The organism is Arthrobacter sp. cf158 (assembly GCF_900106835.1).
Lineage (GTDB): Bacteria > Actinomycetota > Actinomycetes > Actinomycetales > Micrococcaceae > Arthrobacter.
In genome coordinates this window covers 144,632-163,013 of record NZ_FNNR01000003.1, presented here as the reverse complement: position 1 = coordinate 163,013, position 18,382 = coordinate 144,632, and the positions used below count along the sequence as shown (strand labels likewise).

The following is an 18,382-nucleotide window of genomic DNA, read 5'->3' as shown; positions in this document are numbered from 1 at the left end:
ATCAGCCGGTTGGAGTACTGCTCTCCCCTACGATGACTGCAAGAACACCAAGTCCGGCATGCGCCGCCAGGACAGCCGGGAGCGCGCTGATTTGGGGTGCCGGGCAGTCCGGACATTTCTCATTAAGCCGGGCAGCCAAAGCCTCGGCCTCCATCTGGTTGCCAAAATGGTGAACCGCCAATCGCTGCTGGCCCGCAGGTCTGGAGGCGACGTCCGCTGCAACGATCTCCTCGAGGCGGGCCACGGCGCGCGCAGCGGACCGAACCTTTTCGAGCGGGACGATCTTTCCGCCGTCGACTGCCAGAATGGGCTTGATGGCGAGGACCGTCCCCAGAAGTGACGCCGCCGCCCCGATTCGTCCGCCACGCCTCAACTGTTCCAGGCTGGGTACGTAGAAGTAGACCTTGGTCCGTTCCATGCGCCGCTCGGCAAAACCCCGTACTTCTGCGGCGTCCTGACCATCAGCCGCAGCCACCACGGCACTCTGTACTCCCATGCCCTGCGCCATTCCGACGGTGAGTGAGTCCACAACTTCCACCGGTATGGTGACGCGGGCAGCAGCAAGGCGTGCCGCATCAGCGGTCCCGGACAGCTCTGAAGATATGTGGATGGACACCACGGACTCGAAGCCGCGACGTTGGGCAGCAAGATACGCCTGCTCAAACTGACCGGGCGAGGGGCGGGATGTTTTCACCGACGCGCCCGAGGCCAAAGCCAGCGCCAGGGTTTGGGTGATGTCGTCTTCACCTTCACCGTAGATTTCGTTGCCCACCATGACAGGCATGGGAACGACGGCAAGGCGCCCATCGGCTGTAAAGGCGGACACCCAGTCGGTTGGCAGTGCAGCCGCAGAATCGGTGACCACTGCGGTCTTGACGACGGCGGCCAGCGGCTGGTCAGCGACAGGAACCGGCGCAGTGGGCTGTCGGAGGCGGGCAACTCGTTCCTTAAGCCATATCCATGCGGGTGGTTCTCGCTCAGGCACGCAACCTCCAAAGATGATGGCAGGCCGCCGGCACAGTGCCGGCGGCCGCACCATCCCTGCTAGGCAGGGACGATGTTCACCAGTTTAGGTGCCCGCACGATCACGGTGCGGATGCCGCGGCCGTCCAACGCACGCTGGACATTTTCGGAGGCCAAGGCGAGTTCACGCAAGCCGTCCTCAGTGATGTCCGGCGAAACCTCCAGGCGGTCGCGGACCTTGCCTTGGACCTGCACGACGGCGGTGACAGTGTCCTGCACGAGCAGTGCGTCGTCGTGCTTCGGCCAGCCTGCATTCGCAACTGAAGCTGGGTGACCCAACGTGTTCCAAAGGTCTTCTGCGGTGTACGGAGCGAAGAGGCTCAGGATGACCGCTACAGCCTCCACGGCCTCGCGCACGGCCGGGTCAGCGGCGCCGGCGCCCGAGTCAATGGTCTTACGCGTGGCATTGACCAGTTCCATCAGGCGGGCAACCACGACGTTGAACTTGTTGTTGTCCAACAGATCCGCGGCATCGGCGATGGTCTTGTGGGTCACGGTGCGCAGGACCCGGTCGCCATTCGCCGGGTCAACGCCCGGTTCGCTGCTGACGTCCTGGCCCAGACGCCAGGCACGGGCCAGGAACTTGGCCGAACCCGACGGCGAAACATCCGCCCAGTCGACGTCATCCTCCGGTGGCGAAGCGAAGACCATGGTGAGGCGGACGGCGTCCACGCCGAACTTGTCCAGCTGCTCGCCGAGGTCCACACCGTTGCCCAAGGACTTGCTCATGGCCTTGCCACCGTTGAGCACCTGCCCTTGGTTGAGCAGCGCCGAGAACGGCTCGTTGGCTTCGATCAGGCCGATGTCCTTGATGACCTTGGTGAAGAAACGTGCGTAGAGCAGGTGCAGGATAGCGTGCTCTACGCCGCCCACATACTGGCCCACCGGCATCCAGTTGTTGATCTTTTCAGGATCGAACGGGCCATCGGTGAAGTCGGGCGACACGAAGCGCAGGAAGTACCAGGAGGAATCCACGAAGGTGTCCATGGTGTCTGTATCGCGCTGCGCAGCACGGCCGCAGTTGGGGCATTCGACGTTGACCCACTCGACGGCTGAGGCCAGAGGGGAAGTGCCCTTAGGGGACAACGCTTCGCCCCGCAGATTGTCCGGGAGCCTGACGGGCAGCTGGTCATCGGGTACAGGAACTTCGCCGCATTCACCGCAGTGGATGATGGGGATCGGCGTGCCCCAGAAACGCTGACGGCTCAGGAGCCAATCGCGCAACCGGAAGTTGACGAACTTTTCGCCGGTTCCCAGCTTTTCCAGAATCTCGATGGCCGCCGGAATTGCTTCGGACTTGGACAGGCCGTCCAGCTCACCGGAGTTCTTCAGAGTGCCTTCACCGGCGGTGGCTACACCCGTCGCGGCGGGGTCCTCGTCACCTGTCTCCAACACCGCGCGGACAGGGAGGTCAAAGGCCTTGGCGAAATCGAGGTCGCGCTGATCGTGGGCAGGGACGGCCATAATGGCGCCGGTTCCGTAATCAGCGAGCACATAGTCAGCAGCCCAGACCGGGAGCTTTTCGCCGTTGAGCGGGTTGATGGCATAGCGGCCGGTGAACACACCCGTTTTCTCGCGTTCGGTGGACTGCCGCTCGATTTCGGAGAGGGCTTTAACCTTCTCCCGGTAGGCCATGAGTTCGTCATGCTGTTCCGGGGTCACCAGATCCAAGGCCAGGTGCGCGTCAGCAGCGACAACGAAGAACGTTGCACCGTAGAGGGTGTCCGGACGCGTGGTGAAGACGGTGACTTCGCGTTCGGCCCGGTCCCCGGTCTCCTCGATGACGAACCGTACGTGGGCGCCTTCGGAGCGACCAATCCAGTTGCGCTGCATGGCCAGAACGCGCTCCGGCCAGTGGCCCTGCAGCTGGTCCATGTCCTGGAGCAGACGGTCGGCGTAATCGGTGATCTTGAAGTACCACTGGTTCAGGGACTTCTTGGTGACAGGTGTGCCACAGCGCTCACAAGCACCGTTGACTACCTGCTCGTTCGCCAGGACGGTGAGGTCCTTGGGGCACCAGTTAACGGGCGAGTCCTTGCGGTAGGCCAGGCCACGCTCGTAGAAGCGCTTGAACAGCCACTGGGTCCACCGGTAGTACTCGGGGTCTGAGGTGTGGATGCGGCGGGACCAGTCGGCAGAGATGGCGTATCGCTTGAACGAGGCAGCCTGGGTGTCGATGTTGGCGTACGTCCACTCGCTGGGGTGGGCGTTCCGCTTGATCGCGGCGTTCTCCGCGGGCAGTCCGAATGAGTCCCAACCGATGGGGTGCAGGACGTCAAAGCCCTTCTGGCGCAGGTAGCGCGCTACGACATCGCCCATGGCAAACGCTTCAGCGTGCCCCATGTGGAGATCGCCGGAAGGGTAAGGGAACATGTCCAGCACGTAGCGGCGTTCACGCGAGCCGTCGTCGGCAGGCGTGAAGACTTTAAGGTCTTCCCACACCTGTGGCCACTTGGCTTCCATCGCAGCGAAGCTGTAGACGCCTTCTTCTGGCGCTTCGGCTGCGGCTGGTTGTGCTGTTCCGGTCTCTGTCTCCGGCTTAACGCTCACTGCTGCCCTCTTCTGTTCTTCGATGGCGGTTTTGCCTCCTGCTGCATTCCCGGAAAGCCCCGGACACACAAAAGCCCCTCAACAATGGAGGGGCGGCCGCACGGCTGTTGAAAGCCGGGCGGCTAGCTAAGCAGAAGGATCGCACGCATAGATCTACAATAGCGCACGATCAAACTCCCAGGTCGCATCGAGCGGCTTACAGAACTGATGGATGAGTTGACGGCAGCCGCGCCTCGCCCGGGTGTGGTGGGCACCGCGAAGCGGGCGGGGCAGGCGCGGCTGCCGTCAACGTCGGGAGATGGCTACTTAACGTCCTCGTCGACCCAGTCCATGGACTTTGTTACTGCCTTCTTCCAGAGACGCAACTGGCGCTCCTGCTCCTCTGCCGGCAGTTGCGGTTCCCAGCGCTTGTCCTCGTTCCAGTTGGCACTCAGTTCTCCGAGATCCTTCCAGAATCCGACCGCCAGGCCCGCGGCATAGGCAGCACCGAGGGCCGTGGTTTCAACAACCTTCGGGCGGACTACGGGTACGCCCAGAATGTCGGCCTGGAACTGCATGAGAGCCTCGTTGGCAACCATGCCGCCGTCGACCTTCAACTCGGTGAGCGGAACGCCCGAGTCGGCATTGACGGCGTCGAGTACCTCGCGGGTCTGGAAGGCTGTGGCTTCCAGCGCTGCACGGGCGATGTGTCCCTTGTTGGCGAACCGCGTGAGGCCAACGATCGCGCCACGTGCGTCTGCCCGCCAGTACGGAGCGAACAGGCCGGAGAAGGCGGGGACGATGTACACGCCACCGTTGTCCTCCACTGCTGCGGCCAGTTCCTCGACCTCCGGGGCGGAGCTGATCATGCCCAGGTTGTCGCGGAGCCACTGGATCAACGAGCCCGTGACGGCGATGGAGCCTTCAAGGGCGTAGTGCGGCTTGGCATCGCCCAGCTTGTAGCCGAGCGTGGTGAGCAGGCCATTCTTGGAGTGAACGATCTCCTCGCCCGTGTTGAAGATCAGGAAGCAACCCGTGCCGTAGGTGTTTTTGGCTTCGCCGGCCTGGAATGCAGCCTGGCCGAACGTAGCCGCCTGCTGGTCGCCGAGGATGCCGGCTACAGGAGTTTCACGGAGCAACTGCGAGGTGTGAACCTGGCCGTAGACCTCGGAGGAGGACTTGATGGTGGGCATCATGGACGCCGGGACACCGAAGATGTCCAGGATCTCCTGATCCCACTGCAGTGTCTCCAGGTCCATGAAAAGGGTGCGCGAGGCGTTGGTGACATCGGTGACGTGTACGCCCCCGTCAACACCGCCGGTCAGGTTCCACAGAACCCAGGCGTCGGTGTTGCCGAACAAGAGATCGCCGGCTTCCGCACGCTCACGGGCTCCTTCGACGTTGTCCAGGATCCACTTGATCTTGGTACCCGAGAAGTAGGTAGCCAGTGGCAGGCCGACTTTCTGTTTGAAGCGCTCGAGCCCTCCGTCTTTGGCGAGTTCATCGACAATCGGCTGGGTGCGGGTGTCCTGCCAGACGATGGCGTTGTAGACGGCCTCGCCGGTGTTCTTGTCCCAGACGACAGCCGTTTCGCGCTGGTTGGTGATGCCGACGGCGGCGATGTCGTGCCGCGTCAGGTTCGCCTTGGAAAGGGCCGAGGCAATGACCTCGCGGGTGTTGTTCCAGATTTCGGCGGGGTTGTGCTCAACCCAGCCCGCCTGCGGGAAGATCTGCTCGTGTTCCATCTGACCCGTGGACACGATGTTGCCCGAGTGGTCGAACACGATGGCGCGGGAGCTGGTGGTGCCCTGATCAATGGCGATGACGTATTGATTCATGGTGACGTCCTTGTCTGAAGTTGTTATCTACTCAGGTGGTTATCTACAGCGTGCGGATTAGCGATGTGTTTCGTGCACGGCTAGCCGGCGAGTGCGGGCATGATGTCCGGGACCCAAATGGCCACCAGGCCTGCGAGGGCACCGCCAACCAGGGGTCCGACGACGGGGATCCAGGAGTAGGCCCAGTCGCTGGAGCCCTTGCCCTTGATGGGGAGGACAGCATGCGCGATACGCGGGCCAAGGTCACGTGCAGGGTTGATGGCGTAGCCCGTGGGGCCACCGAGGGATACACCGATACCGACAACCAGCAACGCAACTGCCAGCGGACCGAGGCCGGAGGGGGTTCCACCGAAGGTCAGGATGACGAACACCAGGACGAACGTGCCGATGATTTCCGTGATGAGGTTCCACGGCGTGGACCGAATGGCCGGGCCTGTGGAGAAAGTACCCAGCTTGTTGGCTGCCAAGGGTTCCTCATCGAAGTGCTGCTTGTAAGCGAGCCAGCAGACAACGGCGCCCAGGAAGGCGCCCAGCAGTTCGCCGCCGAAGTACGTCAGGGTTGAGCCGAAAGTGACTGCAACATCCGGGGCGTATTCTTTGCTCCCCTTGACCAGCAGGCCCAAGGTGACGGCCGGGTTCAGGTGCGCACCGGACTTTGCGGCCACGAAAACGCCCGCGAAGACCGCAATACCCCAGCCCCACGTCACCATCAAGAATCCACCGTTGTTGCCCTTGGTGCCTTTGAGCGCAACGTTTGCCACGACGCCACAACCCAGCAGGGTCAGCATCATGGTTCCGAATACTTCGGAAAGGAAAACAATTCCAAGAGACATCTTTGACTCCTCATTTTTCTGTTGTCAGCCCCCTCGCGGGTGAAGAGGCCGTTTGGGACGGTTCCGTTGTCTCCGGAACCGTCCCGGTGCGGTGGTCCCCCTATCGGGCCCACCTACCCCATTCCGTCCCTGCCGCACGCCGGGACGGTCAAGCTGTTTTCCGCTGCTTGGTGTCAGGCTACGAGACTGTGCACGTCAACCTTGTGGAACCTTTGCAGTACTTCCTGTGCGTGGCGGATTTCCGCTTCGCGGGCAGCGGCGTCCCAACCGAGCGGCTCTGCCAGCGCTGCGGCGATCTCATTGAGCAATTCGCCGGTGACCAGGCCACGGAATGCGAGCGAGGTCCTGCGGATAAGGACATCTACCAGGTGCCCGATCTGCTCGTGCTCAGCCATGAAGGCCAGCTCCCGGACACTCAGTTCGCGGGTGGAACGCAGCGGCGCGTCGTGCCCGGCGTTCAAGTAGTCGATGACCGCGTCGGCGCGTGTTCCGTAGCGCGTCAGCAGGACGGCTACGCGGTCAGCGTCGAGGCCCGGTCCCATGTGCTTCTTGATCCATTCCTGCTCACCCTGCTCAGTGGAGGGGAAGCCGGCGCCACCCCCGATGGCGAGCTTCGCCGTCGAGACTTTGCGGTCCATGCCCAGTTCGCGCAGGACATCATTGGTCATGTGTTCGGCCAAGGCACGGAACGTGGTCCACTTACCGCCCACCAAGCTGAGTACGACGGCGGCCTTGCCGCCCGGCGTCGTGACGGCATCGCTGCCGGTACGGACGCTGCGTTCGATGCGGTAGTCGCGGGAGACGAATCCAGGCTGGGTTTCGTCGTGGCGGGGCAAGGGACGGACCCCGGCGAAGCTGTAGACGATCTGCTCGCGCTCCACCTTGATGGTGGGGAATACGTGGCCCACCAGGTCGAAGAAGTAGTCGATTTCTTCATCCGTGCACACGGCGTCTTCGGACATATCCGCATCAACGTCCGTTGTACCCACCAGCACACGGTCACCCATGGGGTAGATCAGGACGATGCGGCCATCGGTGTGCTCAAAGAAGATCTCCCGGCCGTTACAGGCTGCCAGGAGTTCCGGATGGTCCAGCACGATGTGGGAACCCTTGGTGCCGCCCATGAACTTGCTGACTGCGCCCATGGCTTGGTTGGTGAGGTCCACCCACGCACCCGTGGTGTTGACGATGACGTCGGCTTGGAAATCGAATTCCTTGCCTGTCAGCTCATCGCGGAGCCGGACTCCGTCCGATCCCATGGAGACGAGCGATACGTAGTTGCTGGCGCGGGCGCTGCCTCCCGGAAGTCCTCCCCCACGGCCGGCCTTCTCACCATCCTGCAGGACATCGAGGGTCAAACGCTCCGGGTTATGGACGGAGGCATCGAAGTAGGTTGCCGCGTACTTGATGCCCGAATGGAGCTTGGGAAGCTCCGCCAAGGCCTTGGTCCGGCCACGGAACTGGTGCCGGGGAACGCTTCCACCGTCGCGGGAGAAGAAGTCATACATGCTCAGGCCCACCTTGATGAGGAACGCGCCACGTTCCTTGGGCTTGCCTTGTTTGTGGGTTAGGAATCGCATGGGCGCGGACAGGATGCCGGAGAAGGTGCTAAAGATCGGGATGGTTGTTTGCAGCGGCTTGACGTAGTGCGGTGCAATGCGGAGGAGTCGATTGCGTTCAACGACGGATTCCTGGACGAGGCGGAACTCGCCGTTCTCGAGGTAGCGGATACCGCCGTGGATCATGTGGGACGAGGCGCCGCTGGCTCCCTGGCAGTAGTCACCGCGCTCAACAAGTGCAACGTCCACACCCTGGAGAGCCAGGTCGCGGAACGTTCCGACACCATTGATGCCACCGCCGATGATGAGTACCTTTGCCGTGGGCCGCTCCTGCAGTGCAACGACGGAGTCGCGCTGCTGTGCGTGCTGTGAGGTACCGGAAATCCTGTTGTGTCCCAAAACTGCTCCCTTGGGCTTGGTTCGTGCGCCGCGCCAATCGCTGCTGCACCGTTCACCACTAATCTTGCGAAGGTGGAAAATGGAGTCAAGCTATTTGCACAAACGTGCAGTAAGGAAATGAGATGGCACGATCACGTCACTCGGATGCGCTCCGGGCTGCACAGATGTATTACCTGCAGGACCTGACCATGGATGCGATCGCCCGCGAGTTGCGGACGTCCCGATCCACCGTGTCCCGGCTGCTGTCCTCTGCCCGGGAAACCGGCCTGGTGCAGGTCCAGATTCGCAGCCCATTTGATACCGGTCCCGAGTTGGAGAGCCAGATCCGGAGCCAGTACGGGGTAGATGTCCACGTTGTCCCTGTACTGGACACCCTCAACGAAGCAGAGACCCTGGACCGCGTGGCCATGCAGGCCGCGCGAACCATTGGCCCCCTGGTGGATTCGAATGCCATCATCGGCGTGGCGTGGGGCGCGACGCTCAGCGCGGTCAGCCGTCACCTGACCCGGAAGGTGACCCACGACAGCATCGTGGTACAGCTCAACGGGGCGGGAAACATGCAAACTACCGGTATCACCTACGCCAGCGACATCATGCGGCGCTTCGGCAGTGCCTACGGCGCACGGGTGGAACAGTTCCCCGTTCCTGCCTTTTTTGACCACGCATCCACCAAGACGGCCATGTGGAATGAGCGCAGCGTGCAACGCATCCTGGATTTACAGGCCCGCATGAGCATCGCCATCTTTGGCGTGGGCTCCGTGGATTCGGACTACCCCAGCCACGTGTACGCCGGCGGTTACCTGGATGAACACGATCTCACCGTGCTGGCTGCCGACGATGTGGTGGGCGATGTAGCAACCGTCTTCTTCCGCAGCGATGGATCTTCGGACGGGATCACGCTGAATGAGCGATCCACCGGGCCCAGCCACGAACAACTCCGTCAGGTCAGGCGCCGGATCTGCGTCGTATCAGGTGCTTCAAAGATCAATGGGCTCCAGGGGGCACTGGCCGCCGGCCTGGCAACAGACCTCATTCTGGACGAAGCTTCTGCGCGACGCCTGGTCACTTTCAACGGCCATGCCTGAAGCATTCGTGCAGGGAATGGGTAGAGTCGTTGCTATGAGATCCCCAGCCCGGCTGACATTAAACAACGGCGTACAGATGGAACGCCTGGGATTTGGCCTCTATAAGGTTCCGCCCAAAGACGCAGATGCTCTGGTGGCCACCGCCCTGGGCGAGGGCTACAGGCGTTTCGATACCGCAGCGATGTACGGCAACGAGGTAGGCGTCGGCCGGGGCATAGGCGGCGCCATCGGAGATGCTGCGGCTGCCAACAACGGCACTGGAGGTTCCGGGGAGTCGGTCCACGCCCTTTCACGCGAGGATCTGTTCGTCACCACAAAGGTCTGGAACGACGACCAAGGCTACGACGCCACCCTCCGGGCGTTCGACACCTCCATCTCCAACCTGGGCCTCGATTACGTGGACCTCTACCTCATCCACTGGCCTTGCGCCGGGCGGGGCCTGTTTGCAGAGACCTACAAAGCCATGGAGACCCTGTACAGGGAAGGCAAAGTGCGGGCAATCGGTGTGTCCAATTTCCAGCCGGGACACCTGGAAGAACTCATGCAGAAGGCCGAGGTGGTTCCGGCCGTCAACCAGATCGAACTGCACCCGTGGCTGCAGCAGACCCGGCTCCGGACGTTGCACGAACAACTCGGCATCGCCACTGAGGCCTGGAGTCCCCTTGGCCGCGGACAGGTCCTGGCCGATCCGGCGATCGTGGCCTTGTCGGAGAAGTACAACCGGACCCCGGCGCAGGTTATTCTCCGCTGGCATCTTCAGCTGGGCAATCTGGTCATCCCCAAGGCAAGCTCTGCGGGACGCATCAAGGAAAACTTCGCCATTTTCGACTTCGATCTGGATGGCACCGACATGGATGGCATCGCAACTCTGGAACGCCACCACCGCACCGGCTCGCATCCGGACAACGTGAACTAGGAACACCATATGGATAACGTGGACACCGCGCACTCGCCCCAAGGTGCGCAGGCCCCCAGCGATTTCTTCAGCAGCTCCTTGGCGGGGCGCACACACGCCTCAGACGTGGAGGTAGACGGCAGCGCCGTGGCGTACTGGACATACGAACCGGTCAGTACAACCCCCAAGACCCGTACCATCCTGGTCATCCACGGCTTCCGCGGAGACCACCACGGCCTGCTGCGCGTTGCGGACCAGCTCCCGGAGATGCGCATCATCATGCCTGATCTGCCGGCGTTCGGAAGCTCTGAACCTTTCGTCGACGGCGAGCACAGCGTTGAACGCTACGGCCAGTTCATCAGCGGCTTCATGGCCGCCCTCGGTCTGGGGCCCAAAACTGTGCTGCTTGGCCACTCGTTCGGTTCGATCGTGGCAAGCCATTTTGCGGCCTCGCATCCAGGCGCCGTCTACCCCCTGATCCTGGTTAACCCCATTGCCGCACCGGCACTGGAAGGTCCCAAGGGAATCATGACCAAACTGGCAGTGCTCTACTATCAGGTCTCAGCCAAGCTCCCCAGCCGCCTGGGACTCGCCGTCCTCCGCAATCGGGCGATCGTCCGCGTCATGAGCATCACTATGGCCAAAACCAAGGACAAGAACCTGCGTCGCTTCATCCACGGTCAACACGACGCCTATTTCAGCGCGTTCTCGGACCGGAAAAGCCTGCTGGAATCCTTCAAAGCCTCGGTCTCGGGACATGTGGCCGAGGTTGCCGGTCAATTGACGCTTCCTGTGCTCCTCGTCGCCGGCGAAAAAGATGAGATTGCCACCCTTCCCAACCAGCACAAACTCATGGCGCTCCTTCCCGATGCGGCGCTGGAAGTCATCCCCGGCGTCGGGCACTTAATCCACTATGAGACGCCGGTCCCGGCAGCAGCAGCCATCCGCACTTTCCTGGAGGAACATCCCGCGTGAAAATTGTCATCGATGCCCGCTTTACCAGAACGGACCACCACGATGGCATCAGCCGCTACGGTTCTAGCCTCATAGCCGCGACATCAAAGATCGCCGATGTCACCATGCTGATCAGCGACAAGCGCCAACTCACCCTGCTGCCCGACGTCCCCTACGTAATGGTCAACAGCCCCTTGTCTCCGCTGGAGTTGTTCGTGGCCCGGAAAGTCAACCCGTTGGGTGCCGACGTCGTAGTGTGTCCCATGCAGACCATGGGCACCCTGGGTCGACGTTATGGGCTGGTCCTCACCCTGCACGACCTCATCTACTACGAACACCCAACTCCCCCGGGCTTCCTCCCAGCGCCCGTGCGCTTGTTGTGGCGGCTGTACCACAAGGCCTTCTGGCCGCAGCGGCTCCTGCTGAACCGGGCGGACGTGGTGGCCACCATCAGCCGCACCACTGAGGCTTTGATGGCCAAGTACAAGCTGACCAAGCGGCCGGTGCGGATTGTGGGCAACGCTCCCCAACCCGGCCAGACACCCCGCGACCCCGACGCCGGCGCCGACAAGACCCTGCTCTATATGGGTTCGTTCATGCCGTACAAGAACGTGGAAACCATGATCCGGGGGATGGCCGGCCTGCCGGACTACACTCTTCATCTTCTGAGCCGGATCACGCCCCAGCGCAGGGCAGAACTGCAGGCCATGGTTCCCGAGGGCGCGAAGGTACAGTTCCACAACGGTGTGACCGATGCCCAATACGACCAACTCCTGGTCCGGGCCACCGCCCTCATCAGCCTCTCCCGCGCAGAGGGGTACGGCCTGCCCTTGGTGGAAGCGATGGCCTTGGGGACGCCGGTGATCGCCAGCGACATCCCGATCTTCCGGGAAGTTGGCGGCGACGCCGTCAGTTACGTTGACCCCGAATCGCCCACGGAATTCGCTGATGCTGTGACTGCACTGGGAAGCGACGGTCTCTGGCAGCAGCGCTCACGCAAGTCCGTGGAGCGGGCATCGGAATTCAACTGGGACGCTTCAGCACAGCAACTTCTTGCCGCAGCCAGGGAAGTTGTGGCCCTCCGTCTGCGAAAGGCTTAGCCGCCTGCTAGAGGACGTCAACGCCGTCCAGGCGGAGTTGTACCGGACCGGACGTACGTTTGGCAGCGCTGGCTACCTTGACAGCCCGCAGGGCCCGCGTGGTTTCCGCGGCGTCCGTGTAGGGAATGAAGTAAAGCGTACGCACGTCTGCCTCCGCCTCTCCGGAGCTTCCCGGCCCGGAGTACAACTGCACTGGAGCGGGACCGGCCTTACGAAGTTTGGTGCCGGTTACCGCCCCGGCGCTAGCTTCGAAAGCGTCAGAAAAAAGCCCGACGTCGGCCCTGGAACCGGTGACGGATGCTACCCGGACCGCCGGGGGCAGTTGAAGTTCCTTCCGAAGGGCCAGTTCCCGTGACGCGTACCCCGGAGCGTCCCACCGCAGGAGGGCTCCTGTGGCAGTAGTGTCGTCCGCAGTGATGACCACCAGACCGCCTTGGCTGGCAGGCTTCACCAGGGCTGCAGCGTTGAACCAGCGCCGGACGGTGTCTTCCCCTGCCCGAAGATTTTCCCGCCGAAGCAGTGAATTCCCATCCAGCAGCAATGCAGCCGCATAACCGTGAGGTGCCACGGGCTCTGCCCCCACAGTAGCCACCACCAAAGCAGGACTGTCCGGAACAGTTGCCTTGATGTGCTCTCCGGAGGAAGTCACAACTGATGCGCCCGGGAAAGCCCGCCCCAGTTCCTCTGCGGTCCTCATGACGCCGGCCGCTCCCCTGCGCAACCTGGTCCCGCTGCAGTGCGTGCAGCGCCACTGGGGAGCCGGTGTTGAGCACCAGCGGCATGATGGCACAGCAGAACTGCTGGAGACTGCCAGAGGCCCCTGGCAGGCGTTGCAGCGGGCAAGCTCACGGCATGTCTCGCACACCAAGGATGGTGCATAACCTGCACGTGCAACCTGCACCAGGACGGGTCCACGTTCCAGCCCCTCCTTGGCGGCACGCCAGGCCGCACCTGGCAAACGCGCAATGCGCGCCAAGGGGTCGCGCTCCTGCTCGAAGCTGTCCGCGGTGTTGAGGACCCGGGGAACAGTGGAACGGACAGCTGTGCGTGGTGCATCAAGGGGCACCGCCCACTGCATTTCCACCAGGCGTTGAAGTTCGGTACTCCGGCTATGGGCAGCCATCAAGCAGGCTGACCCCTCCTGCTCGGCGCGTAGCAACAGGACTTCACGCGTATGCGCGTAGGGGGCCCGCTGCTCGATGTGGAGGTCATCACCGTCATCCCAGCACACCACCAGGCCGAGATCCCGCACTGGCGCATAGGCCGCTGAACGGGTGCCGATGGCCACCCCGGCACTTCCGCTCAGTAGTCGCAGGAAATTCCTGTAGCGAGGCGTTTGACCGTCATCCGCGGTGAGCCGGGCAACATCGGATGCCGGCAGTACCTGGGTGAGGGCAGCCTCCAATTGTTCAAGGTCCCGATAGTCCGGCACAACCACCACCGCTCCACGGCCGGAGGACCGGACCGTGGCAACGGCCGACGCGATGAGGGCCGGCCATCCTTCAGGACCGAATCCCTGGAGGGCCGTGAGCACAGCCTTGGGAGAACCGCCACTGGCAAGGTGCTGCAGAAAAGATGCGCCGTTGGAGTAGGCGGCCCAGGCATGGGCGTCCGTGAACGGCTTAAGGTCCACTGCGTCGGCGTCGAAATCCCCTGCCAACAGTTCCTTCTCCACTTTGGCAACCCGGGGCGGAACAGCCGTCCGGAGAACATCGCTGAGCGTCCCGGCGTACCGGGCAGCCACCGTTCCGGCCAACCTGGAGACAGCAGGGACCAGGACAGCCACCGGGGAGACGACCTTATGCAAGGGCGTCAGCGGGTGGGCTGCATCCGAGTCATCACGCCGCTCGACAATAAAGCCGTTCAGTTCCTGACCGTTGAATTTAACCTTCACGCGGACACCGGGAGCAGCCGCCTCCGCGAGCTCTGCGGGAACGCTGTAGTCAAAGGGCCTGTCCAGATGCGGCAGGGATGACTCCAAGATGACGCGGGCAACAGGGTTAACCGCGGCCAGCGGAGGACCGCTGACCTGTGCCCGCGCCGGAAAACCTTGCAGCAATGATGGTTGGAGCAGCGACGGCTGGGCCTCGTGTCCTGCCATGCTCTTCACCTCCAATTCATCGCGCGGCCACTACCGCGCACCATCAACGCAGAAAGCCCGCAGCGGGATCGACCCGCTGCGGGCATCTCTCTGGCTCCAGCCAACCACGAACCACCGACAAAACAACATCGGCCGTGCGGACCCGGCGGGAGGGAAGGAATCAGGCGTTGAAGTATTCCTTCAGGTCATCAACCCGGTCCAGGCGCTCCCACGTGAAGTCAGGTTCGTCGCGGCCAAAGTGACCGTGGGCCGCCGTCTTGGCGTAGATGGGCCTCTTGAGGTCCAAGGCGTCGATGATGGCGCGGGGACGGAGGTCGAAGAGTTCGTCGATCGCCTCGCTGATGCGGGCGGGGTCAACCGTTTCTGTGCCGAAGGTCTCAACGTAGGTTCCAACAGGACGTGCCTGACCAATGGCATACGCGATCTGGATCTCGGCGCGCTTGGCCAATCCAGCGGCCACCACATTCTTGGCAACCCAGCGCATGGCGTAAGCAGCCGAGCGGTCCACCTTGGACGGATCCTTGCCGGAAAACGCGCCGCCGCCGTGACGGGAGAACCCGCCATAGGTGTCGACGATGATCTTGCGTCCGGTGAGGCCGGCGTCGCCTACCGGGCCGCCGATGACGAAGGCACCGGCGGGGTTGAGGATGTTGGCCGTCCGCGAGAGGTCGAGGCTTGACGCCGCCAGAACGGGATCAATGACGTAACTGGCGAGGTCGGCCCGAAGCTGCTCCAGGCTTGCTTCCTCGGCGTGCTGGCTGGAAATGACCACCGTTTCCACCGAAACCGGCCGGTCGCCGTCGTACCCTACCGTAACCTGGGTCTTGCCGTCCGGGCGGAGGTATGCCAACTCGCCGTTCTTGCGGACCTCTGTGAGGCGTTCAGACAGGCGGTGGGCCAGCCAGATGGGAGTGGGCATGTATGACGCCGTCTCATCGCTGGCGTAGCCGAACATGATCCCTTGGTCACCTGCGCCCTGGAGGTCGTAGTCATCTTCCTGACGTCCCTCACGGGCCTCTAAGGAATTGAACACTCCCCCGGCAATGTCATTGGACTGCTGCCCGATGGAAACGGAAACCCCACATCGGGCGCCGTCGAAGCCATTGGCGGACGAGTCATAGCCGATGCCGAGGATGGTCTCGCGAACAATCTGCGGAATCTCTACATAGGCGTCGGTGGTGACCTCACCAGCCACGTGCACCAGCCCCGTGGTGGCCATGGTCTCAACGGCCACGCGGGATTCAGGGTCCGCGGCCAGCAGCGCATCAAGGATGGCGTCGCTGATTTGGTCACAGATCTTGTCCGGGTGCCCTTCGGTGACCGACTCGGAGGTGAAGAGCCGGAGCTTGGACGGGGTGCCATGGGGTTCATGGTGCAGCGGTAAAGTCACTCGACCACCTTACTGGGTTGCGGGACGGCGGCATCTGCCGTGTGTCCCTATGCTAAGAATTCGGGTGTGGGATCGGTTACAAGGCCGGGAAGACCCGTGCGAGCTCGGCGCCCACCCGGTCCACCACGGCAGCAGCAACGTCAGCCTTTGAGCCAGCGGCCGACTGCGGCTCGGCACCGTGGCCGGACAGAATGACCACAGAGTTCTCATCCTGGCCGAAGACGCGGCCAACGCCCACCTGGTTAACCACCAGCAGATCGCAGCCCTTGCGTTTGAGCTTGGCCGTGGCGTGCTCAAGGACATCGCCCTGCGCGTCGCCCGTTTCGGCGGCGAATCCAACAATCAGCTGCTGACCGCCTTCGGCGTTCCGTCGCTCAACCAACTCGTGAAGGATGTCCGGGTTCCGGACCAGCCGCACCACCGGCGCATCCTCGCCGTCCACCTTTTTGATCTTCGTGTCCGAAATCTCTGCCGGGCGGAAGTCCGCCACAGCAGCGGCCATGATGACGACGTCGGAATCCACCGCAGCTTTCAGCGCCGCTTCCCGCAGTTCCAAAGCTGATTCAACGCGGATGAGCTCGACGCCGGCAGGCGGCTCGACGTCCATATGCGCGGCCAGGAACCGGACCGTTGCTCCGGCGGCCAGTGCAGCCGCGGCCAGTGCTGTACCTTGCTTGCCCGAAGAACGGTTACCGAGGAAGCGCACAGGGTCCAGGGCTTCCCGGGTCCCACCGGCGGAAATCGTGACCTTCCGACCAGCCAAGGGGGTGTAGGCGGCGGGCGACGCCTTCGGCTCGCCGTCCACGGCAACCTCTGCCAGCGCCATGGCGGCGGCATAGATTGCTTCCGGCTCGGGCAGCCGGCCCGGACCGGAGTCAGAACCGGTGAGGCGACCGGACGCTGGTTCAAGCACAGTCACGCCTCGGCTGCGCAGCGTCTCCACGTTGGCCTGGGTGGCGGCGTGCTGCCACATTTCAGTGTGCATCGCCGGAGCGAAGAGCACCGGCCCGTGGGCCATCAGGAGTGTGTTGGTGAGGAGGTCGCCCGCTTGCCCGGTTGCTGCTTTGGCCAGGAGATCGGCAGTGGCCGGGGCAACCACGATCAGGTCAGCCTCATGCCCCAAGCGGACATGATTGACCTTCTCCACGTCGTCAAAGACGCTGTTGCTCACCGGATTCCCCGAGAGTGCTTCCCAGGTGGCCACCCCAACGAAGCGGGTTGCCGCTTCTGTGGGGATGACCGTCACCTTGTGACCGGCTTCAGTAAAAAGCCGGAGGAGCGATGCAACCTTATAGGCTGCGATCCCTCCCCCGACTCCGAGGACTATGCGCACGTGACCTCCGTCAACAGGCAGTCTGCTTATTCTGCGGGCTCGATCGGCGTGGAGACCAGGAGGCCTTCGTTGATCTCGCGGAGGGCGATCGAGAGCGACTTCTCGTTCAGCTTGGTGTCGACCAACGGACCGACGTACTCAAACAGGCCCTCGTGCAGCTGTGCGTAGTAGGCGTTGATCTGACGGGCACGCTTGGCACCGAAGATGACCAGGCCGTACTTGGAATCGGCAGCCTCAAGCAGCGAATCGATCGGCGGGTTGATGATGCCTTCAAGGTTCGTGGACACGAATTCTCCAAATTCTAGCGGGCCAACAATTGCAAGCGCTTTAGCGCTCGTGCGGGGTAAGCCCCATGAGTGAAACAAGCTCGTCCGCTGCCCGGCGAACGTCGTCATTGATGACGGTGTGGTCAAACTCCGGTTCAGCAGCAAGTTCCAGTTTAGCGGTTTCCAGCCTGCGCTGCTGTTCCTCCGGCGTTTCGGTGCCACGCCCCACCAGGCGGCGGACCATTTCATCCCAGCTGGGCGGGGCAAGGAACACAAAGTTTGCGTCAGGGACAGCAGCCTTGACCTGGCGCGCGCCCTGGAGGTCGATCTCCAGAAGAACGGACTTGCCCTCGGCGATGGCGGCATTGACCGTACTGCGGAGCGTGCCGTAGCGGTTGTGGCCGTGCACCACCGCCCACTCCAGGAGCTCGCCCTGGGCGATCAGCGAGTCAAACTCCTCCGCAGATTTGAAGAAGTAGTGGACGCCATCCTCTTCACCAGGACGGGCCGCCCGGGTGGTGGCGGAGACTGAGAGCCAAACCTCTGGATAGTTGTCCCTGATGTACGTTGATACGGTTCCCTTGCCAACGGCAGTGGGGCCTGCAAGGACAGTCAGTCCAGGATTCTTGCTCACGGATTCCTTCGGGGAGATGCGTCAAATGCTTTGCTGGGTATCCATAAAATCTACCAGCGCCCGGGCCTGGTGAATTCCCAGCCCCCGGATCCGCCGGGATCCGGCAATGCCAATCTCTGCCATGATCCCGGCCGCCCTGACGGGTCCAATGCCCGGCAGGGCCTCCAACAGTTCCACCACCCGCATGCGCGCGATCGCCTCGTCAGTGGTGCCCGAGGAGATCAACTCCGCAATGCTCACCTCACCGCGCTTGAGCCTTTCCTTGGCTGCGGCACGCACGGCCCGTGCCTTGGCAGCCTTTTCGAGGGCATCGGAACGTTCCTGCGGTGTCAGCTCTTTAAGGCCCACTGCCAAACCCCTGTCAGATCGAGATTGTGATCCAGATCACGCGGACTGATCCTGAACCTACCGGCAGGAGTCCGCTTGCGCAATGCGGGTTGGCA

General features: G+C 62.8%; 15 protein-coding genes. 4 read left to right on the top strand and 11 right to left on the bottom strand.

The features are described from left to right. Position 1: 1 nt before the first annotated feature. The 5 genes from BLW08_RS06770 to BLW08_RS06750 form a co-directional block, all read right to left on the bottom strand. Complete coding sequence (locus tag BLW08_RS06770) at positions 2-1,036, bottom strand: DegV family protein (protein ID WP_091324501.1); 1,035 nt, start codon at positions 1,034-1,036, stop codon at positions 2-4. A gap of 8 nt (positions 1,037-1,044) precedes the next feature. Then, entirely contained in the window at positions 1,045-3,573 is a 2,529-nt protein-coding gene (gene leuS, locus BLW08_RS06765; protein WP_091324499.1) for a leucine--tRNA ligase, read from the bottom strand. Positions 3,574-3,875: 302 nt separating this feature from the next. After that, entirely contained in the window at positions 3,876-5,390 is a 1,515-nt protein-coding gene (gene glpK, locus BLW08_RS06760; protein WP_090821627.1) for a glycerol kinase GlpK, read from the bottom strand. A gap of 80 nt (positions 5,391-5,470) precedes the next feature. Further along, positions 5,471-6,223 (bottom strand): MIP/aquaporin family protein, encoded by a 753-nt coding sequence (locus BLW08_RS06755; protein WP_090821629.1) that lies wholly within the window; start codon positions 6,221-6,223, stop codon positions 5,471-5,473. Between the two features lie 173 nt (positions 6,224-6,396). Then, positions 6,397-8,181 (bottom strand): glycerol-3-phosphate dehydrogenase/oxidase, encoded by a 1,785-nt coding sequence (locus BLW08_RS06750; protein WP_090821631.1) that lies wholly within the window; start codon positions 8,179-8,181, stop codon positions 6,397-6,399. Positions 8,182-8,303: 122 nt separating this feature from the next. Here BLW08_RS06750 and BLW08_RS06745 point away from each other — a divergent pair, with 122 nt between their 5' ends. The 4 genes from BLW08_RS06745 to BLW08_RS06730 are packed head-to-tail and all read left to right on the top strand — an operon-like array spanning position 8,304 to position 12,215. Beyond that, positions 8,304-9,266 carry a sugar-binding transcriptional regulator gene (locus tag BLW08_RS06745; RefSeq protein ID WP_090821633.1) on the top strand — a complete coding sequence of 321 codons (963 nt, stop codon included), beginning with the start codon at positions 8,304-8,306 and terminating at the stop codon, positions 9,264-9,266. A 34-nt stretch (positions 9,267-9,300) separates the two neighbouring features. After that, positions 9,301-10,182: an aldo/keto reductase gene (locus tag BLW08_RS06740; RefSeq protein WP_090821635.1), complete on the top strand. Its 882-nt coding sequence runs from the start codon at positions 9,301-9,303 to the stop codon at positions 10,180-10,182. Positions 10,183-10,191: 9 nt separating this feature from the next. Continuing rightward, a complete protein-coding gene (locus tag BLW08_RS06735; RefSeq protein ID WP_090821637.1) occupies positions 10,192-11,136 on the top strand; it encodes an alpha/beta fold hydrolase in 945 nt (314 codons plus the stop codon). Continuing rightward, the gene (locus tag BLW08_RS06730) at positions 11,133-12,215 is read left to right on the top strand and encodes a glycosyltransferase family 4 protein (RefSeq protein ID WP_090821639.1); all 1,083 of its coding nucleotides are present in this window, start codon (positions 11,133-11,135) and stop codon (positions 12,213-12,215) included. Before BLW08_RS06735 ends, BLW08_RS06730 begins: the two co-directional genes overlap by 4 nt. A 7-nt stretch (positions 12,216-12,222) precedes the next feature. Here the strand turns inward: BLW08_RS06730 and BLW08_RS06725 are convergent, their stop codons facing one another. The 6 genes from BLW08_RS06725 to mihF all read right to left on the bottom strand — a co-directional run bounded on the left by BLW08_RS06725 (position 12,223) and on the right by mihF (position 18,287). Further along, positions 12,223-14,316 (bottom strand): primosomal protein N', encoded by a 2,094-nt coding sequence (locus BLW08_RS06725; protein WP_090821782.1) that lies wholly within the window; start codon positions 14,314-14,316, stop codon positions 12,223-12,225. Between the two features lie 160 nt (positions 14,317-14,476). Continuing rightward, on the bottom strand, positions 14,477-15,706 hold the full coding sequence (metK, locus tag BLW08_RS06720; RefSeq protein ID WP_090821641.1) for a methionine adenosyltransferase: 1,230 nt from the start codon (positions 15,704-15,706) through the stop codon (positions 14,477-14,479). 76 nt (positions 15,707-15,782) lie between these two features. Further along, a complete protein-coding gene (coaBC, locus tag BLW08_RS06715; protein WP_091324035.1) occupies positions 15,783-17,039 on the bottom strand; it encodes a bifunctional phosphopantothenoylcysteine decarboxylase/phosphopantothenate--cysteine ligase CoaBC in 1,257 nt (418 codons plus the stop codon). Between the two features lie 26 nt (positions 17,040-17,065). Beyond that, complete coding sequence (gene rpoZ / locus BLW08_RS06710; protein WP_017197559.1) at positions 17,066-17,326, bottom strand: DNA-directed RNA polymerase subunit omega; 261 nt, start codon at positions 17,324-17,326, stop codon at positions 17,066-17,068. A gap of 40 nt (positions 17,327-17,366) precedes the next feature. Next, on the bottom strand, positions 17,367-17,939 hold the full coding sequence (gene gmk, locus BLW08_RS06705) for a guanylate kinase (RefSeq protein WP_090821645.1): 573 nt from the start codon (positions 17,937-17,939) through the stop codon (positions 17,367-17,369). A 21-nt stretch (positions 17,940-17,960) separates the two neighbouring features. After that, complete coding sequence (gene mihF, locus BLW08_RS06700; RefSeq protein ID WP_090821647.1) at positions 17,961-18,287, bottom strand: integration host factor, actinobacterial type; 327 nt, start codon at positions 18,285-18,287, stop codon at positions 17,961-17,963. Positions 18,288-18,382: the final 95 nt, after the last annotated feature.

Coding starts and splice junctions, on each gene's coding strand:
- glpK (WP_090821627.1), bottom strand. CDS start 5,390: ATGAATCAATACGTCATCGCCATTGATCAGGGCACCACCAGCTCCCGC.
- BLW08_RS06755 (WP_090821629.1), bottom strand. CDS start 6,223: ATGTCTCTTGGAATTGTTTTCCTTTCCGAAGTATTCGGAACCATGATG.
- BLW08_RS06745 (WP_090821633.1), top strand. CDS start 8,304: ATGGCACGATCACGTCACTCGGATGCGCTCCGGGCTGCACAGATGTAT.
- BLW08_RS06740 (WP_090821635.1), top strand. CDS start 9,301: ATGAGATCCCCAGCCCGGCTGACATTAAACAACGGCGTACAGATGGAA.
- BLW08_RS06735 (WP_090821637.1), top strand. CDS start 10,192: ATGGATAACGTGGACACCGCGCACTCGCCCCAAGGTGCGCAGGCCCCC.
- BLW08_RS06725 (WP_090821782.1), bottom strand. CDS start 14,316: ATGGCAGGACACGAGGCCCAGCCGTCGCTGCTCCAACCATCATTGCTG.